Origin of the sequence: uncultured Microbulbifer sp. (assembly GCF_947489355.1) — a bacterium.
In the GTDB taxonomy this organism is placed as follows: domain Bacteria; phylum Pseudomonadota; class Gammaproteobacteria; order Pseudomonadales; family Cellvibrionaceae; genus Microbulbifer.
In genome coordinates, this window is record NZ_CANLDD010000033.1 from 1 (window position 1) to 22878 (window position 22878).

Sequence of the window (22878 nt, forward strand, 5' to 3'; positions counted from 1 at the left end):
TGCACAGGATTTTACGGTTTGAGATGGGACAGACAGGGCGAAACCGTAAGTTTCTGTTCAGATGCTCCCGCTAGGCCAGGCAGGCGAGTACAACCGGCCCTGCCGTTGGCAATCAATCCACATACCCTGCGCCACAGCTTTGCCATCAATCACCTGATACACGGCAAGACGCCTGACCAGGTGCGGCTTCTCCTGGGCCATACGGACAGGCGCTCCACTGACGTCTACCTGCGGGTACTGAGTGCGGATATTAGCCACCACGGCGCGGGGACACCGTTTCGACTGCCGATTGAGGCGTAGGGAAACAGGTTAAACAAACGCGGTAAAATACAAGAGGAGAAAGTTATGCACTGCGCTAACCAACCAGTATGGACGATTACCAACCACCACAGCAGTAAGGACGGGAAACACCAGTTCGTGATTACCAAAAAACGAGAACGAAATATACTGCTGGTATTTTTCGCAGTATTGCTATTTTTTGGGCCTGGAATAAGCCAGATTTCGCTGTATGAACAGCGTATGAAGCTGGACCAGTTGCGCCCACAAATGACAGAGCTGGCGGATAGTGGGCAGGATGCAGCGGCGCTGTGGTTGGTCCAGCATTTTTACGCTGAGGAAAAGGGTCGGTTGCCGGCATTGGTATTGAAGGGATTGCCGGAGGCTATCTATACGAAAGGTCGCATGGAAGTCATTGAAGGGGATCGGGCCGCAGGAGAGGCGTTGATTGCTCAGGCTGCCGCGCAGGGCTTTGCCCCGGCGATACAATACACGAAAACAGGAGACTAATGCTCTTACGAGGCAATTGGCTATCGCCTCGCTTCGCTCGTTGCTGACCTACTGCGGTGGTACATGAACCCGGCTATGCCGGAACCCTGGCACCACCTCAGTAGGTGGGTTTTTTGTGCATCTGTAATTCATTTTTTATTGGCAATTCTCTAACTTTTTTACACGTCTTCGCGCCACAATAAATAACGTGATTACAGTAACAATAAGTACCTGGAGAAAATCTTTATAAAAACTACCATTGCCCGTTACTATAGCAGTCAATAAACTAGCAATTGCTACTACAGTGAAACATGACAACAAGTCTATTACATTCAATGTCTTTAGATATTTTCTGGCAGTGTTCATCGCGATACCCTTCCTTTGCTTTCATCTTTAGTCAAACTTTATGTAGTGCTTCATTAAAAAATTGATCATCTCTGATTCATTTCCGCTATCGTAGAATCGAATCATTTTGGTATTGAATTCAAGTTTTGCTTTTGCCGGCACCAAAATAGGTGAAATCCCCTCAGACAATAGAACACCATTCATCATCAGCCGACCGGTACGCTTGTTTCCATCCCAAAAAAATTGGTTGCGAGCCATCTGTAAGAACAGGGAACAAGCACGTGTCTTGGTGTCTTTGATCGTCGCGACCTTGCCTACCATTTCGTTCCATCTGGCATCCAGGTTTTCAGGCTTCGGCGGAGTATACTCAGTACCAGATATACGTATATTTCCAGTTCTAAAGCATCCCCACTCCAGGGCCTCTTCTTTGGCAACCAAGTCTTGAAGACTGCACGCTACCTCTTTTGTCACCGCAAAGCGTTCGGACTCAATCAAGCCAAATAGCTTCTTCCAGCTCGCCTTCTGGTTTAGCACCAAATTCTGTTCGCTCAGGGTATGCCCGCCAATGGTAATTCCGTCTAGCAGAGTTTGTACCTCTGGCAACGTGAATGGTGAATCTTCCAAAGCGGCGGTATCAAATACGAACTGAGTTATGTATCTCTTGCATTGAAAAAGTAATTTCTTATCCATAGAAAGCTCACTGGCGTTTGTCTTTCAATCCTCATTTTCCCAGATTGTCCCTAAACCGGCGAAACTGCATAGTAACGCCCAGGACGGATAGGGAATCGGTGTTTCCTCGGCAACCCAACGTCTGATCGTTCGGCCACCCTGGTTTTTTAAACCGAGCTTCTTGGCTGCCTGACTGCCGGTAAGTCCTGCCAGGCGCAGCACTTCTCGAACTTCCTCACCTGTGGGCTGCTCCCATGTTTCACCTGGTCGGAGACATTGTTTCCGAATCATAATCATACTTGATCCTGTTTTTTACGATGTTCTGACAAATCAAGCGTCCAATGGCGGATATCCTGATAATGTAAACAGCTCACCAGACGCTATATTCATATCATTAGGTAAAGATTCTATTTCATCATGAGACCACTTGATAAAAGTTCTATCAGTAAAGTCATTACTCATAATTGGAACAAGCAGTGTGTCAACAATTTCTTGTGCTCTAATATCTTTATAGGCACACCATTGAGCTATTACTCTCAACACCCCATCAGAAAGAAATAAAGTGCAATCTAAAGTTGCTTTTACTGCTTTGTTCTGGTCGGTTCTTTGTCCAATATAAATGCAGTCAATTTCATGTTTTGGTATTTTTTCCAGAAAGCGTTCAAAGTCAGGACATGAAGAGTAATGAATAACATCAACTTTACCGTCATTATCACGCAACAATCGCCCTAGCTGATTTTTAAATGATTGAGCCGGCAACCTATCGGCAACGTCTGTAACGTTTGAAAGATCAACTCTGGGTGTTGATTTTCGCGTATCTATCTCACCGAATAACGGGTCTATATAAACACCTTTCATGTTTCTAGAATCTCCTATTTAAAGTACAAAATTAAGCCTTTCCGAATTTCTCATATCCCCACCTATTTGTGAATTCCATTGATATTCGCTACTCCACATCGCTATCGCGTACTGATCGGCTTAGATCCTCCATTTTCTGTCGATCCTGGTCAAAACGGTTACTATCCAGGTCATGGGCGACCTGCAACCACAAAAGGAAAATGCCGTGGGCTACCCCGCTTTGGTGTGTCCAAAACGCACCACCGGGGTCATCGCTTTCCCTCCTTTTGAGTGCGTCCGTAATCAGTCTTCTGGCCGCGCCTGTGATCTTGTCGTAATCCCCGTCCATTTTAAAATCCTCAAAATTACAAAACAGAAATGTATTGGTACTGCGAAGAAATGTAGTTCGATCAATTTATGCACTACTGGGTACACTGAAGCGATGTAATCAACACTATTACTTGTTAGTTACTTCCGGTTGGTTTTACACTATTTATCTGCGGTCACGATTCTTCCCATCTTCCATAGAGACAAGGAGGGAAACCCTAAAATCAGTGCTGTCATTATCAATTTTTCAGAAAAGCTCCAATGCTCGATGTCATTTCTCATGAGAGAAATAAAGATAGCAAGCACAAAGCAAAAAATGGTTAGAGATAATGACCACGTACGAAATCCCATACTTCAATCTCCCTTTGTTTGGCTTTACCTTACCGATCAAAACCTTAATATTGAGAATTCTTGTTGTAAAGTTTGAAAACCCCAGTCATAAGCCTTGAGGATTTTAGATACAACAATCGCTCGATTTCTAAGCGCTGCTTTTCATACTCGCTTAAACTCTCCGAGAGTTCGATTGATTTTCCGTTATAAAGAACCTTACCGTTATCAATACATTTCTGTAGTCGTCTTTCTGCAATCTTTCCACGGATTGCAATGACAATCACACCAATAAATAAGAAAAATAAAGCTGCTATGAAAATTTCCATATTCCTACCACTCCCCTAATCTACGCTTAGCAATGACAGTCAACACGACAATAGTGATGCCTAACGATACAAGAGCAGACACTAGGTGGCTTCCTGTGAAGTCTCCCAAAGTCAAAACAAGAAAAAATACAATCGCAAAGGTGTACAAAACATCTTTATTGTAAAGCACTTTTAGAAGTTTTCTAGATTTATCCATTCTTCCTCCATATAAGGAAAAAAGAGATAGCGTGATCATTACCGCCGTATATGCAGGAAGATATTTCAGCTCATCGAGAAATCCAAAAATAAGTGGCAATGCCATGACTACCGCCAGTCCTGCTGAAATATCTGAGAACTTCATATTCTGATCTCCCGATTCCTATTTAAATCCTTTAGATTTTCCACTTAGGCCATCAAGAATTTCCCGTTTCCTCCAGCTCCTCCAACTCCTCCAATTCTATTTCTATTAGCCTGATCTGGTGAACAATGCTCTCTATGTCCCTGTTGTAACCACCAGCACCGGCTCCCCTGGTCCGGCCTTTTGATATTCGCTTTATTTGGCGGTCTCGTAAATCAGATATTTTCTGCTCTAGACGCTCTCGCTTGGTTAGTCGTTTGGGCGTCAAGTCCACCTCATAACCCAAAGCGTCACTCAACAATTTTTGTATTTTATCCCTTCTGTTCATCGGATTTCTCCGGTTTTGACCTTGGCGGTATGCCCGGCCTTCAATTAGTATTATTGGACATAATGTCCTAATCATCAAGGGATCTTTTTCTTAAAAAAGGGATATTTGCTTATGCGCTTCCCCTTGTCGCGCCGCTGACAGGACCATCATTGCTGCCAACTGCACTTCGGGCTTGGCCCGGCTACCTGGCTCCAGGAGAGGCTTTACCAGGGCCTGTAGAGTACACTGATCTAAGTGTGCTGGAGCATCCAAAAAGAGATTTGGCCTATCAACCAGGACAAACCCCTGTCGCTCCAGCTCGGCCAACAGCTCGCCAGTGTGCCAATGAGGCAAGCGGATTTGCGGTGCGCCTGTAGTCCAGTTTTTACTAATCTCCCGCCATGACTCGTGGTCATACTGGCCGATCAGGTAGGGGGCTTTCAGAAACGCCTCTATATGCGCCTGAACTAACGAAATCAGCACTGTCTTATTCGGGATGCCGTCTCGCGCGGAGACGCTATGATAGCCTGTGTGGCTCGCTGCGCGGCCATGGTATTCAAACCCAATACAATTTTGCTCGACCTGGATACTCTCGCCGCGATGTTCAATATCCAGTTGAGAGAAACTATTCTTATCAATCATCGGTTTTATCCGGTTTTGACCTTGGCGAAATGCCCGGCCTTAGCGATTAATATCTTGCCTGGCCCCGACTTAAAACCGGGGCCGCACCTTATTAGTATTAGTCAATAGCCCGGAAAATGGCAGCACTTTCCGGGTGTTCACTGGCGAAGTTTTGTAAGAGGTAGTATCGGTCTATCAGTCTATCCTTGTCGGCGCCCTTGGCCCTGGATGCAATTGTTTGTATAGCAAATAAGGTCGTCACAATCCCCGCTGCGTCAGATGAAAGCTCACCATCAAAATAATTGCCAACAACCTGCAAACGCATCGGTTCGTTTACTTCCGGTGCCATATAAAAGCCGCCATTAGATAGCGTATAAAAATGCCAGTAACCACCGTTGTAGTCCTCGCACAGTTTATCCATCCATGAATATACAGATGCTTCTCCTTTCATCATCAGACGGCGACCAAAGCAGGCGGGAAGAAAATTCATTCGGACTTCATCATCAACTAAAGACGCGATTATTGTTTTATCGTTCATCGGAATTCTCCGGTTATGACCTTGGCAAAACGCCCGGCCTTCGATTAGAATGTTAGGACATAATGTCCTAATTATCAAGAGATATTGTCCTTATTTTCTCTTTCTTCAGTTTTGCTTTCGTCCTCTTCGTAACACTCAAGAAACCTGATCAAATCACAATCTGGCGTCTCGTCAATAGTGTCTTGCATCTGATACCACCACTCAGCCGGACAGCAAGCCTTAACTCTACTTTCAAGCTCATCTCTCTGGGACATTGTGTTTCACCTTTAACTATTTTTCGATCTGTTCTTGCCCTTAGCTATTGCAATAAGTTCCTTTTGCAACGCCTTATTATCTGCGCGTGCTTCTTTCAACTCGGATTTAAGGGATTCGACCTGTATAGATCGGTCGTCTACGCGAGCGTGCAGAGCGGAGTTTTCCGTGGTCAATTTAGATAATTGTTTTTCAGCCAGCTCGCCCTTTTGTTCACACTCTAATGATTTTGATTTCAGGCTTTCTATCTCAGTCTCCAAACGAGATACTTCAGACAGAGCCTCTTCCAGCTCCCGCTCCGCTGTATCAATTTTGGATTGCGCATCCTCTCGCAATTTCTCGATACCCGCATTAGCCAGTTTACTAGCGGCAGTCCAAATTTGAGCGAGTGAGGTTTCAACAACCCGCTTTAACTCTGCCGGCATTTCCAATGCGGCAGCAATTTCGGTTTTCCGCTGCTCTTTCCACTCCCGCATTACCGGGCTGATATGGGCCAGCGAGCCCTTCCCCATTTTTTCCCGAACCTGATCGTTAGTCGGAGTTCCGACGCCTTCAGCTACCAATTCCCTGGCTGCATTTAGGATACGGTCGCGGATTTCAGGCTTTATCTTCATTTCATTCTCCTTTTGTATGTATTTGTATGCTGTATTATACATACATATTCATACATAACAAGGCAAATGATGGATATGGCGCCAGTAATGTGCTTTTTCTTTACTTGTTGCAAAAAGTAAAGAAATGCGGTATCTTTACAACTAGCAAATAGTAAAGAGAGTTTTTTATGCCTAGAGTAAGTGCGAAGCGGCAAATCACACTACCCGCCTCTGGTTGTGATGAGTTAGATATTCATCCAGGGGATGAGGTGGAAATCCTGCGCCACGGCAACCAGTTCAATATCGTTAAAAAGCAAGTAGGTGCGGCAGCAGGGCTTCTCCGGGGCACCAAAGCGAATAGTGCTGTCAGTGACAAACAATCGCGCCAGGGGCATTTCGAGTGATTGCCATAGATACCAACGTGCTGTTGCGTTACCTGCTGGCCGACGACGCCAAGCAATTCCGCAAAGCCAAGACATTGATCGAAACGCGGCGCCCGGTGCTGATTACTGATGTTGTATTAACAGAAACCGTGTGGACGCTCACCGGCAAGCGCTATCAATTGGATAAGACTGGCATCTGCGAGGTTGTGCGAGGGATGATTGCTGACGGGGCGTTTCGGTTTGAGGACAACCAGGTCGTGTGGTCCGCATTAATGGACTATGAAGAAGCAAAGCCTGTGCGTGGCAAGGCGCTAGATTTTCCAGATGCGTTGATCATTCACAAGGCGCTATTTGTGGCGGATCAGAAGCATCAAGCGCTCGAAGGTTTCTACAGTTTTGACAAGGCGTTAGAGCCATTAAAAAAAGCAGTTTTATTGTAGTTGTAAAGAAATCTCACCTGCAAGTGACGGTGTAAGGGTTCTAGCCATAGGCTAGGTTCGTTACGCCGCCGCTGTAGGTCAGCAACGAGCGTAGCGAGGCGATAGCTCGAACTAGATATTCATCAGAGATTATCAAAATTATTCATACTGACTCATTTATATAGACTTTTTTGCATTCACTATTTAGTTTATTTATACTTCTGATTCAGTCTGATAAATAGCCTGCTGCATACGTTGACTAGATACGATAGCACCATCTTTAGCAATCAAATATCCGGTAATTATTAGAAAAAATGCTCCCGCGCTAGTCATTCCAAAGCTGAGATGTTCAACTGCGAATGCTATCACACCCAAAAGAAGGCAGCCAAAATATATTAGTTTATTTCCCATATCTCCACCTATCCTTTCACTTGTTTGTCAGACACAAATTTCCACGTATCAAAGAATATCCAGACCGCCGATAAATAGATACCTATCTTCAAAGGCAGAAATATCAAAAGCAATAGGCTTGCTGGTGATTCACTTCACATCCCTCCCTTTTCCGCTTTCTGCTCGAACCTGGCTTTCTGTATGGACATAAATAGTATCGGTCGTGGCCATGCTGGAGTGCCCCAAGTCCTCAGATAGATCTTTGAGAGCACGGCCGCGTTCAATCTCCATACTGGCGCCAGTATGCCTTAACCAATGAGTAGAAGCTTCCTTTAACTTGTGTGCCTTGTCCTCACTCTCTACTCGCCGCATTTTACTGTAGGCACGATCAAAAACTGTTTGAACTACTCGGTTAAGTTGTCTGGACGTCATGCCGCCTTGTCCACGAATTTTTTCAACGATAGGCTGGTTTTCTCTTGAAGTTGGTAGTGGGCTTAAGTTTCTATAGGTGCGGTAGCGCTTTAGGAAGGGGATAAAACTGTCTGGAACGGTAATATCGCGCAATTTTCGGCCTTTACCGAAGATTTTTAGCCACCAACTACCATCCGAGTCCTGCCAAAAGTGGCTCATGATCGGAGTCCATTGGGGGCGTTCAGACAATTCCGAAATTCGCAGAAACAATGTCTTTAGGGCACAAATTACGAATAGACTTCGCTCATAGATTGGATTTTCCTCGGCCATGGTCATTGCAACGTTGAATACATATTGCCACTGAGCTGTGGTCAGTCGTCGAACCTCTTTGATCTGAGCATCCTTGATGAAATGGCGACAATCCGGTTTGGCAATCTGTGCGGGGTTTCCGTACAGGATCTCCTCGCTCATTAAGTACCTATAGAAAGCAATGATTGCAGTAAACATCGCTACTAAGGTTTGTTGTGATGGCTTGTATTTTTTTTTGTCTGGCTTGGGGCCTGAGTTGTTACTCTTTTTCGGCTGTTTGAGCCTAAACGGAGCCCAGGAAGGGTTCTGTATATACCGTCCGTTATTGACCTGGAACTTTTCATGATTAGCCAAGCAGATCCAGGATACTGGCGGTTGCCAGCAGAAATCTGCGTACTCTAGGATGTCGGCTTTGCGCAGTCGCTCCATAGGCGTGCTTTTAACCAGGAATACCCACAATAAGAAACGTTCGGTTTCATTGCGGAAACGTGTAAAGGTATGCTCAGACTTGTTGCGTCCCGTGTAGCTCAGGAATTCCTGGCCCCAGCGCCAGTGAGACAGCCACCAGGAATCACCAGATTGCAAAAACTCTTGAAGATCTGCGTAGTCATTGAAGCTGAAATTCTTGAGTTCGGCATAGGTTGGATACAGCGAAACGGGTTTTGGAATTGCCATGAAGGGGCCTGAAGTCCAGTTTTTCGATAGTGGACATATTTAAGTTGTTCCAACAGGTTATGTCAAATACTAAACAGTATTTGATATAAGATAAATTATTGCCTGGTATAGAGAATTCACTCCCTGAACCTCCACGCTACGCTAGAGTTTCATCCCTTCGGGTAACGATCCCTTTTTCCTTCGGGCTGCGCCCTGCGCGCTCCGCTTACATTCTAAGGGGCGCCGCCCCTCGCGTACTCCAAGGGGTGTCCCCAACCTTCCGCGTTCGCTTCGCTCTCTTGTGCAGGTCGGGCGATCCCCCTCCCCTGTTCCGTTTGCTACCCCCGCGCTTCGCCAGCGTGTCAGGGTTTGCAGCAGCAGCTGCAACCCATTAACAAAAAGTACCAATAGGCAGGATTAAGACCATGACTCAAGAAATCACTTTTATTCCTTTTAAGAACCTGGAAATATCTCCCGTGAATGTCCGCACAGTGGACCCACATAAAACGAAGGACAAAGAATTAATTGCCTCAGTACGTCTTCGTGGCATTCTTCAAAATCTGGCTGTATTGCCCATCGACGAAGATCGCTTTGGTGTTAGTTCTGGGGGGCGCCGCTTTGCTGCGTTGACTTTGTTGCATAATGAAGGGGCTATTAGCGACGATACTCTAATACCCTGTATCATTGCCGGCAGTGAGCAACAGGCACGCGACTGGTCATTAGCAGAGAATCAAGGGCGTGAAGATATGCACCCCGCAGATGAATTTATGGCATTCCATGCACTGTCAGAGGATGGACAATCTATTGCCGATATTGCACGCAACTATGGTGTAGCGAAAGCTCATGTCAAACGGTTACTCAAACTCGCCAGTGTGGCACCTAAATTGATTGAAGAGTTTAGAGACGGCAAATTAAGCCTTGATGAGGTGCAAGCATTTACCGTAACTGACAATCACGAAAAACAAGTTGCTGTATACCAACAGCAGCCGCAGCGTAAACGCTCGGCTCGATCTATTCGTGTTGCTCTTGTTGGCGGAGCGGTGAGAAGCGATGATCGCCTTGTAAAGTTTGTTGGTTTGACTGCGTACAAACGCGCAGGTGGAAGTGTTTCTTCTGACTTGTTTCAGAATGTTAGTTATCTTGACGCTGAGTTGTTAGAAAGCCTTGCGTTGGAAAAACTTGGGGCTATTGCAAGCAAGGAGTTTGAGGGGCATGGATGGAAATGGGTTCGAGTGGACATGCAATATAGTCATTTATACCGTGGAGACTATGCGGGTTTTCTACAACCTGACCCGCTAACTGCACCCGCAAAACTGCGAGATGAGCTTAAAGCGAAAGAGAGTGAACTAGAATCTTTGCTAAATAAAGTTGATGATGAATGGACAGATACAGATGATGAAATTTACGAGACGCTTTCTGATAAGGTAGCCTCCCTGGAAGAAGAGGTGAAAAAAAACGCAGTTTATACAGAAGCAGATAAAGCGAATTCAGGTGTCTTGTTGCTAATCAATAATCAAGGCGAGATGGAGCCACACTACGGAATTATGACCAGCGAAGACGCTGGGGCGCGTAAAAAGACCGAAACCAAGGTAAATGATGATGGATTTGAGGATGATTCTCCTATCGAGCCAATGACACTTCAACATGATCTCAAAAGCTATAAACTCCAAGCAATGCAGGCTAAAATGCTTAGTGATCCCTCCTTGGCGAGCGATCTATTGGTGTTCACTCTGGCTGAGGAGTTGCTTGCAAAGGTTCAACTTCACTCTTTGCCTCTGTGTGTCTCTACTCACGCTGATTCCACATCGAAGCCCGCTGATATTGAAGAAACTATCGCTGCCACGCAGCTATCCGCGCATTTTCGCAAATTGAATATGAGTTGGAAGGATTATACAGGCCGATCAGAGCGCTTTCTTGATTTTGTTGGCCAATCAAAGAAGGATAAACAAGCGATTTTAACTCATTGCGTAGCTGTGATTTTGAAACGAGGAGCTGCGGAGCTTGATGAAACGCTGTCGGAGTTGATGAAATTCAATCTTAAAGATTACTGGAAACCAACTGCTAAAAATTATTTCAATCGGGTTACGAGTAGAAATTTACTTACAATAGCTCGTAAGCAATTGGGAGATAGTTGGTGCAAGGAGCGCATTTCTCTGAAAAAAACACAACTGGCTGAAGCGATGGCAGAGAGTGAGGATATGGAAGGCTGGCTTCCAGACTTTATCAAATAGTTATAAAGGAATTGGGGCCAAAATACTGGTCCCTTTGTTTTATTCTATCAAGAAAAGAGGATATTAGGAAAAGGCCAGCCCGAAGGCTGGCTGTATTGATAGAATACGTTAATCAGACTGTTTTTTTCAGTCGATTCTGGTACTCAAAAAATAGGTCTTCATATTGATCCCTATGACCGCAGGGATTATCCCAATAATGAACGATAAAGACCTCACCTTGCTCCTTCAGGAGAATAGGTTCGGGTTTCCCTCTCGGGCCACTGCATTTAGGGCAATAACTGGATACTTCTATTTCCATAGGAAAATAAATCCACGGATCAGCGCAGTGAAAAATACCGCGATACATGATCGTGATCTTCATTGCGTCTCTATTCTCCGGAAAAGTAGAATTGCTCACCATTTCCAGATTAACCTTAGACATAAATCCTCCTAATATTCCACTGGAAGAAGTACAGCAGTTGTTTTTCTATCTGCCTCTGTGATCACCCAAATTCGGTGGTTCACACCTTTAAGGCAGACGTTATACTGCGAAAACAGCCGACCACCTTCCTGTAGAGCAAGTTCATTTTGCTCGCGGTCTTCCTCATCCAACTGACCCCAATCACCTTTAGCGTGGCGTGCAATCAGAGACCATACCGAAAGGCCATCATCTACCAGACTAGAAATCCTCTGGGTCATTACAACGGCACCCAGAGGAAATAATAATCTGTTATCTCCAACTGTTTTATCGACTGACGATTGCATAAGATTCTCCTCATATATAGCCACTGAAAAAGGTCGCGGCGCACCTACCAATGATTTAGACTCTGAAGTTGAGTCCCGTGCCCTTCTCTATCGCCGCCGGCGAAGAAAAAGATTGCCCTGAGAATTTGAAAAGGTTTGGAGGGAGTTCTTTTCCAAACTCTCCAGAGAAAATACCCTTAATTTCAAAATTCTCTGTGCAACGATTTCTGGTTATTGTTATGTGATATTTGAAGTCCTTGGTGACTAAGCAATCACTTAACAATGCACAGGTGAAACGAGTTGAATCTTCATGAAAAATCAATCGCGCTCCACCACCTTCTTGGAAAACAAACTGCCGAAGTCCCATATCCACCGGGGGTAGTACTTCTAAGTAATACCAGTAGATTCTTTCCGACACTTCAACCTCTCTTTTTGCTTCCCATAATGATGGACGCAGATTAAACATTTCAGTGATCATCTTTTACTCCATAGCCACTGACAGCCGTGGCGCGCTTCCTTACCGGTAACAACTTTTTTCTGTTATGTCTGATAGCCGGGCCGGTCAGTACCTTGCCAAACTGCTCGACGACATCCAGGGGCATCTGTTACAGCAAATAACGCCATTGGATTTCAGAATTTAAAGTTGCTTTAGGCTTGGTGATTTCATCGCCACAGAGGTAAGGCTGCGGCGCACCTTGCTCAAACTTTGAGCACAAAAAAACCAGAAACGTGTGTTTCTGGTTCATCGAATACATTCCAGGACAGGAATGCGAGGTCGATTTTGCAAACAGGAACCAAGGTTCTCACCCAAGTAACCAGTTTGTAACTAGCTTTTCAGCCAGTAAAAATCAGCTTCTCAGCCGAACACTTTAAAGACTACTCCGTTGTAAAGTCATTGGCAACAGTTGAGAAAATACTACCGCCTAGCTGTTCCAGCATCAGATAAGACTATGGCGTCCTGCGATATAGTCAGTTCCCCTCCCCGTCTGCCAGCGCCTGTCATCGACTTTAATATTAATATCTGTTAATGAAGTGATTGGTAAACATGAGTTCAAATACAACACTGGATTCAGTGTTTCTTTAAAATAGGGAGATAAAATGGCGGAAGATGAAATTCTTTCAAAAGAAGCCTGGCCTTTGAATGGAATCCAATATTACTGTTGTATTGAGGACGGAGACTGGGGCTATCTGGTACATTATAAAAGTCGTGGTTTGATTTATGAGGCTAATAGGCCCTCCAATGAAGAGATTTTGGAGCGCTGGGGTTCGCGATTCTCAAAAGAATTATAAGCTTCAGGATATAGAGAGAGACGTTGTATTTTTTTTGTAAACAACCTTTTCCTTTTGCAGTCGAGAGCGCCGTATATGCAGCATTGTTCTAATTTTTTTTAAAAAATAGAACAAAAACTCTTGATTTATTGTCAACAAGGTAATAACGTTTTTTTCTGAAAACCGTATGTTATTCATCGGGATTCATAGGAGACTCAAAAATGACCTACATGGAGCGCTCCAGGATTGGACGCGCAGTTGTTTATGCGCTCGCTAATCAAGAGGAACTTGACTGTACGTGGCTTGAACTCGGACCACAAGGGAGATATTGCTGCGAGTTGGTGCTTAGTCCGACAATGACGGTTATCAATCTTCCCCAGATACCATTAGACCTCTATAAAGAAATTCATGCTCGTATCATCCCTCGTTTTGCCCGATTTTGGCAGCGCCGCACTTTAGAGAGCGATGCTGATAAGGTTGAATACTATCTAGTGGAGATGGCTGGCGAGCGTTACCCAGCTATTTTTACTCGCTACGACGCTTACGGAGCTATTGAGATCACCCACTGTCCACCGGCCCTGGGGAGAGCGATTGCCCGGACCTTGGCGGAGGTGGGGTTCTTTTCATATTGTAAAGGAGTGAATGTTCAAATTCTGGAAGCCGAATTGCCGCAGAGAGCAACTGCCTAGCAATTTCTTTCCTTATTCTGCTGCTGGTCTTGCTCCGCAGGCCAGTGCATGTCTGATCCATAAATCCCGATTATTCTTTAAATTTTCCGGCTGAGCACAGTAGATGGTGGCCAAGGCGTCAACAGCATTGTCAAATCGGACAGGTAAGATCTTCCGAGTCTGGCATCCAGGCTCGTAGAGTGACCACCCTCCGCTTTTCAACTCCACGGCTACTAGGCTGTGGTCCCCTGGAATTTGCTGAATAATTTTGTGTTGCATTGACGCATTCCATGCTTATGAGATAGCTTCGTAGAATCAAGTAGAAGGTATCACAGGTTCGCCATCAGAATCCCTGATGAACTGCACACAGTTGTCTATATCGCTATCCTGCAAGTGTATCCAAAAATGGAACTCTTTTGATTTGCAAAAAACTCGTTTTATGAGCTTTTTGCAGTTGGGACATTCTGTTGATTTAATCTGTGGCTCATGGCGGTATAAGTAGATGGCCTGCCAATGCCCAAGGCTTCCATTGCACGGATTAATGTTGCCTCGCTATAGCGTTTGGGGGGCCTTGGTGCGTTTTTTTTCGATAAACCCTGTCCCCGCATACTCAGCTCCCACTTTCGGGAGCTGATTGAACTGAATTTCCTGTTTTTCTTTTGCACTTTTAATATCGATTTTCTAAATGCGAGCGAGCGCTCGAAACCCGGCGCTGCGTTCACTCTTTGCCACGGCGATGAAAAGCAGCTTTGGGTTTTCCCTTTGAGCTGCACTTTTAATACCGCGTCCACCGCATCCGGCATCGAGGCCAGTAGGCTCTGTTGCCGGATTACCCAACCAAGCGGTCCAGCACTCTGCGGGTTTCCTGGGCCTGGTAAAGCGCCTTGTCGAGGGTTCGTGGATGCCGGTATGCAGCAATCACCGCCTTTGGTGTGATTTCCGCAAAACTGATTCGCTTAGGTGAGTGAATTTTCAGTTCGCGCTGCAAATGGAAGGCGGTGGCCTCCCCTTCCCTGTCCGGATCTGTCGCCAAGTATACTTCTTTTGCTCCTTTGACAAGTTTTCGCAGGTAGGCAACCGTTTTCTTACCGCTGGTGGTCAAGTTGTACTGAGGCCGCAAGTGTTCATCGAGTCCCAGACCCCTTTCGGGCAGATCCGCAATATGTCCAAATGAGACCACCACCTTGATGTCATTTTCTCCGGCCTCGACAAAAAATTTCTCGATCTTTTTTACCTTGTTGGATGACTCCACGATGATCAGTTTCATTGCGTGTTCCTCTGAATCAATATGGTATATTTTAATTTTTAAAATATACCATATTGATAAGAAGGCGATGCTTGCATGTGCGAAGAAAAGAAAACTCAGTTGGAAGAGGTTATGACTAAACTACCGATTTCCTTGATCGAACCCGATCCCGGCCAACCCCGCACTCAATTTAACGAAAAGGGGCTTCAAGAGTTGGCCAGCAATATTCGGGCTTGTGGCCTAGCTCAACCGATATCGGTTCGTCAGGACGGGGGGCGTTACCTCATAATTGCCGGTGAGCGTCGTTGGCGTGCCCACCAGTTGGCTGGTCTCAGCCATATTGATGTGATTATTCGTGGGGAATCCGTGGTCAACGGGTCTCAGCAGTTGGCCGAAAATTTTTTTCGGGAGGACCTAAACCCCTACGACAAGGCGATTGCGGTTCTAAACCGTATTACCAAGCTTGATGCTGAAGGGGATGGTCGGAAAAAGTTCTGCACTGAGCTGGGTGTTTCCGCCAGCTGGGTGTCCAAGGCTCTGGCTCCGTTAAATTTAAGCAAAGACATTCTCGCGCTGGTCAAGAAAAATTTGGTTCGAGATTACGCGTTGTGTAAGAAGCTGGATAAGCTGCGCGGTGATCGACGGCAGCGAGCGATCCAGCAGATCCGGAACGGGACCTTCAGTTCGGTGGAGTTTTTTAAACGCAAGCGGCCGCAGCGTAGTTCTGTGTCTGAATCACAGGAAAATTCCGCTCAGGAGGCTAACCCCAGTGTTCCCCGTGGAACGATGGCCATGAGGCGGAGACAGCCCAGAGCCAGCCTGCCCAGTGACCTCCTTGTCAACCTGCTAGATCGCGCTGGGCTGGGCGAACAGCTTGATGACGAGGTGCCAGGCTGGCGCGAGGCCCCAGACCCCCAGAAGAAAGCTCTGGATCGGGTTGCAGTCCTTTTGGCGGAATGTAGCGAGTCTGCTTAATTTACTGACAAGCTAGATTTTTTCGTTTGCTGGTGGGTGTTAGCTGTAGTGCATATCTGCCAGCAAGCTGTCACTGTAAATACAAAAGTTTCACACGTGAAACTTTATTGCTCGGTTTCATTCGCTTTAGCCTGAGTTTGCTGTTTCTCGAACTCCGTATAAGCAACATCGAATATTTCTCAGCACCCTGCCCTACTCATAAACGCCACTTTGTCTTTCCAAGCAACTCCTGAAATCGTTATACAGCTAGTCCAAAAAATAAGACAACTGTGTAATTGTTAAAAGACAAAAAACTATCACCCTACAGTAATGCCATAACTGCCCTTCCCTTCCCGACAGGCTTTATTAAAAGCTACCACACTCATTGGCTTGCCATCCATCAACAGCTGGTCCCCCACATCAAGCGCATCCCGGTGACAGAAACGCAGAGCCTCTTCCAGCTTGCGGGACCAGCAGCAGCTGGACACACTGCTACAGTATTTGGCAAGAAACAGTTCCTGCTCTCCGTAAATAAGCTGAATGACGTAATCCCGATTATCTACCAGTTTCATCAATCCTCACCCTCCTCCAGCGCCGACAGTTCGGATAGTTGATCTTGGTCGGACCGTTGTTGTTGGCTGAGATCTTGTAAGTAGGCGTTCAACTGGTCCTCATTCTGCGAATCTGCAGCTGGTGACGTGGATGCCTGCTTTTTAGGCCCCGACTGTTTCACGCGTGAAACTTTCTTCTCTTTACGCTTCGTTTTCCCAATGCCCCCCTTTTTGGCGTCACCTTTATTCGCGACGGGAATATCGCTCCTCTTCTGCGTTATCTCGTTTGGAGGGGTTTCACTTTTGGAATGTTTCACGCGTGAAACTTTTTTACTTTCGGGCTTTTCTTCTTCGCCCTTGCCGCTGGTTTTTTCTTCCAGCTTGGCGACGTACTGATTTAGAGGGTCAAAGCTCTTTACTGGCACGGGGCTGGTATATGCGATGATGGCTAGGTGCCCTGGCTGCACGAAGGCGCAGACCCTTCTGGGCAGAGTGAGTACCTTGTTAGTGGTAATCAAGTTCTCTTCAACCGATCCGATGGTGCGGCCCTTTTCCCAGACCTCGGCACCGCCGTCTTGAATTTCGGTCTTCTCTGTACGGGTGGTCTCCTTAAAGGTTGAGCCTGATATTTCAGCAATCCATTGGGCAGTTTGGAAGTCACTACCACCGTACACTGCCTTGATTTGCGAGTTAATATTTACCGACTGCTTGAGTGCCTGGCCGTTCAGGGTTTTGTCGTCTGGGTTCAGGAGATCGTCCAAGGACTGGTAGCCGAGTACCATATTCACTCTGAACCCAACAACTGTTGCACAGGCTTCTGCAACTTGGCGAGATACCAGAAACTTGACTTCATCGATGATGAATGTCAAATGGTGTTCCCGCTCACGGTCCAGTCGGCGAGCCTCCTGGATGACTTCGATGATAAAGGACTTGGTCGCAGCCTTTACCACTTGGTCATCGAGAGAGCCTTGTACATAAACAACCGCACCTTCCTTTAGTGCTTTTTCAATTGAGAAACCTTTGCGTTTAGGTGGGCACAGGGATTTCACATAGGACCAGCTTTTCAACTCTGAAAGTAGACGGTTAGCGTCGGAATCCGCTAACTCATTAAGCAGGCCATCAATTCGCCGAGTATGCTCAAATGCACTTTCCAACGAATTGCGCTCCTGTGACTTATAGTAGTCGGTACCTGGGTCGCCGGTCATTTCTAGTCCCAGGATTGTCTGCAGGCGTGCCAATGCATCGCGCTTGTCACCGCCGACAAACGGACCCCAGCGTCCCGGTCCTTTATCGTGTAGGGCCAGATAATAGAAGGGACGGCTTTCGCGTTGTGCTGCTGCATATAAGATGTGAGGGGCATACTTGTCATGCTTGGGGTCGATGTAGATCACAGCGTTGCCATGTTGAATAGCTTGATCCATCCAGCCCCCCATGATGATGCCTTTACCGTATCGGGTGGGGCCGATGACCTGAGCGTTGGTTTCGATAAAGGTATCGAAAGGAATCCAGATCGGCTTCCCATTTTCGTCGATGCCGACACAGATGCTGCCTTTCCGATAATGCTTGGTGATGTCAAAGTCCTTGGCGCGGTTTGTTTCAATCTCCTCTTTCACATCGGATAACTTATCATCGCTCTGAACATTTCGAATCTTTCGTTTGATCCGGCTTAAGATGGTAGCGCCATAGCGGAAGCAGGTAAAACGAATAAGAAAGCCGATCATTGCGGCGCCGGGTATCAGAGGCCATTTTTGCAGGGTGAGTTCGCGAAGCCACTGTAGAAAAACCCCGGCGCCCTCCCCAAGTTGGTAGCGCATTGTGATGTCGTAGACATACCACTCAATGATCGGCAGGGCGAGAAGTGCAATGCCAATTCCGATAATGATTTTCCTGACCCAGATGGTACAGACCTGAGGGAAGGAATGTTCGTGGTGCATCCTCAAGGGCGACATTGCAATCAAGGAACCGATAAAGAAGAGTAAGGCCCAGCTTTCGAACCACGATTCATTGGTCCAGCGCATTAACTGGTAGTTGGCGTTGGCCATCCAGTTGAGAAGCGTCCATTCATCCATCGATATTTCCTCCAATCTGCTGCCGCGCAAATAGTTGATTGTTTCTTGAGGCGGCCAGAAAGTTTCACGCGTGAAACCTTTTGAGGTTTTCCGCCGCACCGATTAAAAATTTCCGGGCGGAAATTTTTAATTAAAAAAATCAATACATCATCAATTGATCAATCAAGTTTACCCATTTTGATTTATGCTGTAAATTTGATGGAAGGTGTGATGGTGTATTTGATGGTGCGACGGGAGAGCGTTTTGCGGGGGAGCGCCCCGCAAAACCAGGCTTCGCCTCTTCGACGGACCTTGCGCTGGGACGCGCGGCGGCCCGACGAATTCACCGACCTACGGCGGGAGCGCCGCCTTCGGTCAGGGCTTCGCCCTCTTTGCTGCACTGGCTTGCTGAACGCTTAAGCCAGTGCAGCAAATTCACCCAAGCCGCCGTCAAGCCTCGGTGGTGCCCACCGAGTCTCGACCCCCCCCTTTCGGGGCGCTGCGTCGCAGCTCGCCTTCGGCTCACTAAGCGCTCCTTGTCCTTGGGCGGCTTCGCGCCCTGCGGATTGGTCTGGAACGACCAACCCCCGAAAGGGGGGGTCGAGACTCGCTGTACGCGAGGCTCGACGGCGGCTTAGCCGACCAGCAGCGCACGCCTGGGGGCGCGCCCTGCTTCTGTGTGGCTGGGGCCACTCAGTCGGCTTCGTGGTGGCTTGCCATCGCGCTGGGGCGCAATGGACCGCGCCATCCTGCGCAAAGCGCAGGATAGGCACGCCTTACGCGGTTGGGACCGCTTCAGGCTCAGCGTGCGCTGGGGCGCACGCCGGCCTACCGGGGCCGCGGTCTGGGGACCGCTCTCGGGCGTGTACTGCGCTGAAACGCGCTAGCACACGCCCTCACAATAAAGTTTCACGCGTGAAACTTTATTGTGCGCGCCTGAACGGAGTGACCCTCATTGCGCTCCGCGCTAAAACCAGAGCGGGCTTATTTTTAAATACAAATGAATGAAAGGAGAGACTGTTTTGATACTACGCACTCGCCAGAATGGCAACAAAAATGGCAGGCAGATACATAAAGAAAAAACCTTGCTGGTGCTTGATTGGCTATTGGAGTTTGGGTTTTCCAGTTACGAGCTACTCGCTCGTGTCCTGGAAAGTCCCGCCGCAGCCAATCAATCGCGCTTCTTTAATACTTTGGTGCGCGACAGTCTCGTTCAAGTATTTTCCAATGTTCATACGGCCCATTGTCGCCTGGTGCATTTGCGCCGCGGTGGCGTCGATTTCCTGGCAGGTTGCGGGCGCGATGTCAGCCGTGCGCGCACCCGCACCGGCTGGATGGGCTACTACAGCACCATTCTGCATGACCTGGGGGTTCAAAATTGTGTTTTGAATCGTCGCGAGCAATATCAGCAGGTCCGGTACGAGTGGCATTTACGCTGGAAGGGTAATCGGCCGGACGCGATTCTTTACAGCTCCGAAGGAGATTACTGGTCCGCGCTGGAATATGAGCGCAGTCGCAAATCTCGTTTGCGAGTGTTCGAGAGCTTCCTTTCAAACTGGAAACATATCCAGGAGAAACGCTTCGCCGGTGTCGTGTATACCTTTCAACGGAAACCGGATATGGCTATCTACCAGCAACAATTTTCAGAAATGGAGTGGCCAATCCCGAAAAGAGGGGGAGATAAGAAGTTGCGAGACTCAGGCCGAGTGTTAAGCGGAGAGCGATTGGAAAAAATAAAAAAACGTTTCGTTCTCCGCTTTGAGCCCTTTTGGCTAACACGGGGTGAAAGGGAGTTTGAACACCTGGCGCTGGTAACTACCACGAAGAACTAATGGGAATATTTAATTTTAAAATCAAAATAATCATTGCATACTATTTTGATGCACAATAATATCAAGCTATGAACATTTTACGCGCTCCGTTGATAGTGTTGATCGCGCTGGCCGCCTCTTCCCCCTTGGCGGTCGAGCGCGGATCTTTTTCATCCATTCCCTATTGGGACTGCTTTGCGCGTGCAGCTGAAGAATACAGTTTGAATCCTCTTCTGCTCGCGGCTATCGCCGAACAGGAATCTTCTTTTAATTCCAGCGCGATCAACACTAACAATGGTCGCGCGGTGGGGTTGATGCAGATTCATTCCTGGTGGTTCCCCAAACTTTCCGTTTACGGCATTTCAGAAAAGGACCTTTATAACGCTTGCACCAATGTGGCGGTTGGAGCCTGGATTTTCTCACAGAAAACGGCTCGATATGGCAATACCTGGAAGGCGGTGGGTTCCTACTTCGCGGGGACCGGAACCACCAAAGAGACCAACGAATTGAGGATCAACTATGCGGCTTCTGTTTCTCGCCGCTACCAGCGGCTTGCTGGCCGCTTGTAGCGCCCAGCTGACGCTGGAGCGGGTGTCTCCGCAAAAGCTGGGGACCATTGAGGTGCCGAACGAAGATACTGAGGGAGGCTACCAGTATGTCTACTGCATTGTCGGGGAGGGTGCATATAGCTGTGATCGCATGAGAGGGCGTTACGGTTTGGCCCGGCCTGATAAGGAAGGTTCCATGAGTGTCCGTAAAGAGGACGAGGGAGAAGACGGCGAGAAAGTTTCACAGGTGAAACTTTCTAATTCATTAGTTCAGGCTTTGAAAGAAGAGTTGCAGGTCAAGAACAAGGTGATACGAGTTCAGTTCCCATTTGATGTTTTCCACCTTCATCAGTCTGAAAAAGAAAAGATCGCTGCCGAAGCCTTAAGGCTGCGGGGTGAACAAATTTCTATTGTCGGTTTCACCGACGATGTTGGCACACAAGAATATAACGATGCATTGGCGCTTCGGCGCGCAGAATCCGTGGCGGATTTTATCCGCAGAAAAATTCCAGGGGTAACCATTATAAATATTGAGGGTAAGGGCCGTTGTTGTTACTTGGAAAAGAATATCGGAGAAATTAAAAGGCAAGGCAATCGACGCGCAGAGGTGATCATCACATTGAATAAATCCCGGCTGAATACAGCCAAGACTGAAACCAAGTAAAAAAGGAGTGAATGAAATGCAAAACATTTTGCAGAAACCCCAAGCAGCCATGAATCAAATTAATTGGGAGGGTATGGCCCGCAAATGGGCATTTTTTGCCTTGCTTGCAGCACTTCTATTAATTTCAACCGTCGCGGATGCTGGGACTGGGGGAGAGGCTTTCAAATTTATTTATGACTTTGTTAATGAGGCCGCGACTGGCTATCTTGGCCGGTCAATCTGCATTATCGGCGGCATCATAGGTCTTGTTTATGCGGCCCTTGCGGGGAAAATGATTCTTGCAGGTAGCGGTATTCTTCTGGCAATTTTTGGAATACTTGGCCCTCAAATTATTGATTTCCTGTTCCAGAGCGCGCTTATCTAAAAGACCTTTGGAAGTGAAATAATTCACTTCCAGTATTCATTTAAAGCTATTTCAAAAGGCTTGCCAATGACGGAAGAAGACCTCAGTAATTTTGCCATTCCCCGAACACTGGATGCACCGAAAATGTTTCTGCTCTGGGAATTGGATGTTGCAATGCTGTTCCTGATAATCGTCATTTTGTTTGCCGCAATGGGGGCGAAGGGGTTCCTTTTCGGAATAGGCGTGGCAATTGTTATCAGTCGCGGTTTCCTTCGACTGAAGGTGGAGGGTGGTAAGGGGCTTCTCAAGAGAGTTCTTTACTGGTTCGCCCCTTCCGAATGGGCATCCCAGAAACTGCAGTCACACATCAGGGAGCGGGTAGGATAATGCTCAAGAGTAAGTATGTCAGCGCAATTAGGAACGCCCTCAACAGAGCTAATATCAACCTGGTCTTTGCTATCGGAATGTTAGCGACAAATCTCCTGCTAGGTGTCCTTCTCTTGAATATCTCTACCGCTGAGAAAACCATCGTTGTCCCGCCGGGGGCTGACCAGAAGTTTGTAGTTGAGGGTGATCGCCTAGACCCGAATTATATATCCATGATGACACGTTGGATAACAGGCTTACTGAAGAATTACCACACAGCCAGCGCGCGGACTCAATTTGATGAGGCTGTGCGTTACATGACCCCGGAATACTTCAGCCTACTGAATGCGGGCTTCGATGCCGAAGTTAAGCGTATTCTCAACAAGAATGCTTCCAGTGTCTGGTATCCCGTTGGAATGGATATTAAGCAAAATACTGCTTATATCACCGGTGAGTTAATTGGCTACATCGGTTCTCGCGAAGTAAACCGAGAAGAAAAAACCTACGGTTTAATGTGGACCTTCAAAAATTCCAAAATGGAGCTGGAAGAAATCGGGGTTTATTTCAAGGACATGGGCGGAAAAGAGTGGATAAGAGATGAAAGGGAAACATTTTTAGATGTGGAAGGTTAAAGGCGAAAGGG

General features: G+C 47.0%; 34 protein-coding genes. 14 read left to right on the plus strand and 20 right to left on the minus strand.

The genetic code is table 11. The annotated features are described in order from the left end of the window. Both Q1A48_RS13240 and Q1A48_RS13245 read left to right on the plus strand, forming a co-directional pair. On the plus strand, positions 1-300 hold a 300-nt coding region (locus Q1A48_RS13240; protein WP_299945643.1), incomplete at its 5' end, for a site-specific integrase. A 45-nt stretch (positions 301-345) separates the two neighbouring features. Continuing rightward, entirely contained in the window at positions 346-786 is a 441-nt protein-coding gene (locus Q1A48_RS13245; RefSeq protein WP_299945645.1) for a hypothetical protein, read from the plus strand. A gap of 372 nt (positions 787-1158) precedes the next feature. Here the strand turns inward: Q1A48_RS13245 and Q1A48_RS13250 are convergent, their stop codons facing one another. The 10 genes from Q1A48_RS13250 to Q1A48_RS13295 form a co-directional block, all read right to left on the minus strand. Beyond that, a complete protein-coding gene (locus Q1A48_RS13250) occupies positions 1159-1800 on the minus strand; it encodes a Fic family protein (RefSeq protein WP_299945647.1) in 642 nt (213 codons plus the stop codon). A gap of 24 nt (positions 1801-1824) precedes the next feature. After that, a complete protein-coding gene (locus Q1A48_RS13255) occupies positions 1825-2070 on the minus strand; it encodes a transcriptional regulator (RefSeq protein WP_299945649.1) in 246 nt (81 codons plus the stop codon). Between the two features lie 39 nt (positions 2071-2109). Continuing rightward, positions 2110-2637, minus strand: coding sequence for a hypothetical protein (locus Q1A48_RS13260; protein WP_299945651.1), 528 nt, complete (start codon positions 2635-2637; stop codon positions 2110-2112). 88 nt (positions 2638-2725) lie between these two features. Next, the gene (locus tag Q1A48_RS13265) at positions 2726-2965 is read right to left on the minus strand and encodes a hypothetical protein (RefSeq protein WP_299945653.1); all 240 of its coding nucleotides are present in this window, start codon (positions 2963-2965) and stop codon (positions 2726-2728) included. Positions 2966-3338: 373 nt separating this feature from the next. Beyond that, positions 3339-3599 carry a hypothetical protein gene (locus tag Q1A48_RS13270; protein ID WP_299945655.1) on the minus strand — a complete coding sequence of 87 codons (261 nt, stop codon included), beginning with the start codon at positions 3597-3599 and terminating at the stop codon, positions 3339-3341. A gap of 4 nt (positions 3600-3603) precedes the next feature. Next, on the minus strand, positions 3604-3939 hold the full coding sequence (locus Q1A48_RS13275; protein ID WP_299945658.1) for a hypothetical protein: 336 nt from the start codon (positions 3937-3939) through the stop codon (positions 3604-3606). Positions 3940-3991: 52 nt separating this feature from the next. Next, positions 3992-4264 (minus strand): hypothetical protein, encoded by a 273-nt coding sequence (locus Q1A48_RS13280; protein ID WP_299945660.1) that lies wholly within the window; start codon positions 4262-4264, stop codon positions 3992-3994. A 90-nt stretch (positions 4265-4354) separates the two neighbouring features. Further along, complete coding sequence (locus Q1A48_RS13285; protein WP_299945662.1) at positions 4355-4885, minus strand: hypothetical protein; 531 nt, start codon at positions 4883-4885, stop codon at positions 4355-4357. Between the two features lie 97 nt (positions 4886-4982). Further along, positions 4983-5402: an antirestriction protein gene (locus Q1A48_RS13290; RefSeq protein ID WP_299945665.1), complete on the minus strand. Its 420-nt coding sequence runs from the start codon at positions 5400-5402 to the stop codon at positions 4983-4985. Positions 5403-5668: 266 nt separating this feature from the next. Next, positions 5669-6268: a DNA-binding protein gene (locus Q1A48_RS13295; protein WP_299945667.1), complete on the minus strand. Its 600-nt coding sequence runs from the start codon at positions 6266-6268 to the stop codon at positions 5669-5671. A gap of 167 nt (positions 6269-6435) precedes the next feature. Between Q1A48_RS13295 and Q1A48_RS13300 the strand changes: the two genes are divergently transcribed. Then, positions 6436-6651, plus strand: coding sequence for an AbrB/MazE/SpoVT family DNA-binding domain-containing protein (locus tag Q1A48_RS13300; protein ID WP_299945669.1), 216 nt, complete (start codon positions 6436-6438; stop codon positions 6649-6651). Further along, a complete protein-coding gene (locus tag Q1A48_RS13305; RefSeq protein WP_299945671.1) occupies positions 6648-7070 on the plus strand; it encodes a type II toxin-antitoxin system VapC family toxin in 423 nt (140 codons plus the stop codon). Before Q1A48_RS13300 ends, Q1A48_RS13305 begins: the two co-directional genes overlap by 4 nt. A gap of 192 nt (positions 7071-7262) precedes the next feature. Here Q1A48_RS13305 and Q1A48_RS13310 read toward each other — a convergent pair whose 3' ends face one another. Further along, positions 7263-7460, minus strand: coding sequence for a hypothetical protein (locus Q1A48_RS13310; RefSeq protein ID WP_299945672.1), 198 nt, complete (start codon positions 7458-7460; stop codon positions 7263-7265). Positions 7461-7589: 129 nt separating this feature from the next. Then, a complete protein-coding gene (locus Q1A48_RS13315; protein ID WP_299945674.1) occupies positions 7590-8834 on the minus strand; it encodes a tyrosine-type recombinase/integrase in 1245 nt (414 codons plus the stop codon). A 404-nt stretch (positions 8835-9238) separates the two neighbouring features. Between Q1A48_RS13315 and Q1A48_RS13320 the strand changes: the two genes are divergently transcribed. Next, positions 9239-11044: a ParB/RepB/Spo0J family partition protein gene (locus Q1A48_RS13320; RefSeq protein WP_299945677.1), complete on the plus strand. Its 1806-nt coding sequence runs from the start codon at positions 9239-9241 to the stop codon at positions 11042-11044. A 112-nt stretch (positions 11045-11156) separates the two neighbouring features. Here Q1A48_RS13320 and Q1A48_RS13325 read toward each other — a convergent pair whose 3' ends face one another. The 4 genes from Q1A48_RS13325 to Q1A48_RS13340 all read right to left on the minus strand — a co-directional run bounded on the left by Q1A48_RS13325 (position 11157) and on the right by Q1A48_RS13340 (position 12513). Next, entirely contained in the window at positions 11157-11465 is a 309-nt protein-coding gene (locus Q1A48_RS13325; RefSeq protein WP_299945679.1) for a hypothetical protein, read from the minus strand. An 8-nt stretch (positions 11466-11473) separates the two neighbouring features. Next, on the minus strand, positions 11474-11788 hold the full coding sequence (locus Q1A48_RS13330; RefSeq protein WP_299945682.1) for a hypothetical protein: 315 nt from the start codon (positions 11786-11788) through the stop codon (positions 11474-11476). A gap of 55 nt (positions 11789-11843) precedes the next feature. Next, entirely contained in the window at positions 11844-12245 is a 402-nt protein-coding gene (locus tag Q1A48_RS13335; RefSeq protein ID WP_299945684.1) for a hypothetical protein, read from the minus strand. Positions 12246-12372: 127 nt separating this feature from the next. Continuing rightward, positions 12373-12513 (minus strand): hypothetical protein, encoded by a 141-nt coding sequence (locus tag Q1A48_RS13340; RefSeq protein ID WP_299945687.1) that lies wholly within the window; start codon positions 12511-12513, stop codon positions 12373-12375. 352 nt (positions 12514-12865) lie between these two features. Here Q1A48_RS13340 and Q1A48_RS13345 point away from each other — a divergent pair, with 352 nt between their 5' ends. Continuing rightward, positions 12866-13057: a hypothetical protein gene (locus Q1A48_RS13345; RefSeq protein ID WP_299945689.1), complete on the plus strand. Its 192-nt coding sequence runs from the start codon at positions 12866-12868 to the stop codon at positions 13055-13057. Between the two features lie 200 nt (positions 13058-13257). Next, positions 13258-13725 carry a hypothetical protein gene (locus Q1A48_RS13350; RefSeq protein ID WP_299945691.1) on the plus strand — a complete coding sequence of 156 codons (468 nt, stop codon included), beginning with the start codon at positions 13258-13260 and terminating at the stop codon, positions 13723-13725. A 416-nt stretch (positions 13726-14141) separates the two neighbouring features. On the opposite strand, the gene Q1A48_RS21860 is transcribed toward Q1A48_RS13350, so the two are convergent. Together Q1A48_RS21860 and Q1A48_RS13355 are read right to left on the minus strand one after the other, a co-directional pair. Continuing rightward, positions 14142-14507, minus strand: coding sequence for a DNA topoisomerase (locus tag Q1A48_RS21860; protein ID WP_366523416.1), 366 nt, complete (start codon positions 14505-14507; stop codon positions 14142-14144). 26 nt (positions 14508-14533) lie between these two features. Further along, positions 14534-14971 (minus strand): toprim domain-containing protein, encoded by a 438-nt coding sequence (locus tag Q1A48_RS13355; RefSeq protein WP_299945694.1) that lies wholly within the window; start codon positions 14969-14971, stop codon positions 14534-14536. Positions 14972-15082: 111 nt separating this feature from the next. Between Q1A48_RS13355 and Q1A48_RS13360 the strand changes: the two genes are divergently transcribed. Continuing rightward, positions 15083-15925 carry a ParB/RepB/Spo0J family partition protein gene (locus Q1A48_RS13360; RefSeq protein WP_299945696.1) on the plus strand — a complete coding sequence of 281 codons (843 nt, stop codon included), beginning with the start codon at positions 15083-15085 and terminating at the stop codon, positions 15923-15925. A 296-nt stretch (positions 15926-16221) separates the two neighbouring features. Here Q1A48_RS13360 and Q1A48_RS13365 read toward each other — a convergent pair whose 3' ends face one another. Together Q1A48_RS13365 and Q1A48_RS13370 are read right to left on the minus strand one after the other, a co-directional pair. Further along, entirely contained in the window at positions 16222-16476 is a 255-nt protein-coding gene (locus Q1A48_RS13365) for a hypothetical protein (protein ID WP_299945698.1), read from the minus strand. Further along, positions 16476-18524, minus strand: a complete 2049-nt coding sequence (locus Q1A48_RS13370) for a type IV secretion system DNA-binding domain-containing protein (protein WP_299945700.1) — start codon at positions 18522-18524, stop codon at positions 16476-16478. The genes Q1A48_RS13365 and Q1A48_RS13370 overlap by 1 nt, the downstream gene beginning before the upstream one ends. Before the next feature lie 1001 nt (positions 18525-19525). Here Q1A48_RS13370 and Q1A48_RS13375 point away from each other — a divergent pair. The 6 genes from Q1A48_RS13375 (at position 19526) to Q1A48_RS13400 (ending at position 22867) form a co-directional block, all read left to right on the plus strand. Continuing rightward, on the plus strand, positions 19526-20335 hold the full coding sequence (locus tag Q1A48_RS13375; RefSeq protein WP_299945703.1) for a hypothetical protein: 810 nt from the start codon (positions 19526-19528) through the stop codon (positions 20333-20335). 68 nt (positions 20336-20403) lie between these two features. Continuing rightward, positions 20404-20883: a lytic transglycosylase domain-containing protein gene (locus Q1A48_RS13380; RefSeq protein WP_299945705.1), complete on the plus strand. Its 480-nt coding sequence runs from the start codon at positions 20404-20406 to the stop codon at positions 20881-20883. Beyond that, positions 20834-21526 (plus strand): OmpA family protein, encoded by a 693-nt coding sequence (locus Q1A48_RS13385; RefSeq protein WP_299945708.1) that lies wholly within the window; start codon positions 20834-20836, stop codon positions 21524-21526. The genes Q1A48_RS13380 and Q1A48_RS13385 overlap by 50 nt, the downstream gene beginning before the upstream one ends. A gap of 16 nt (positions 21527-21542) precedes the next feature. Beyond that, positions 21543-21890, plus strand: coding sequence for a hypothetical protein (locus Q1A48_RS13390; RefSeq protein ID WP_299945710.1), 348 nt, complete (start codon positions 21543-21545; stop codon positions 21888-21890). A 66-nt stretch (positions 21891-21956) separates the two neighbouring features. After that, complete coding sequence (gene traL, locus Q1A48_RS13395; RefSeq protein WP_299945712.1) at positions 21957-22256, plus strand: type IV conjugative transfer system protein TraL; 300 nt, start codon at positions 21957-21959, stop codon at positions 22254-22256. Continuing rightward, positions 22256-22867, plus strand: coding sequence for a TraE/TraK family type IV conjugative transfer system protein (locus Q1A48_RS13400; RefSeq protein ID WP_299945715.1), 612 nt, complete (start codon positions 22256-22258; stop codon positions 22865-22867). Before traL ends, Q1A48_RS13400 begins: the two co-directional genes overlap by 1 nt. Positions 22868-22878: the final 11 nt, after the last annotated feature.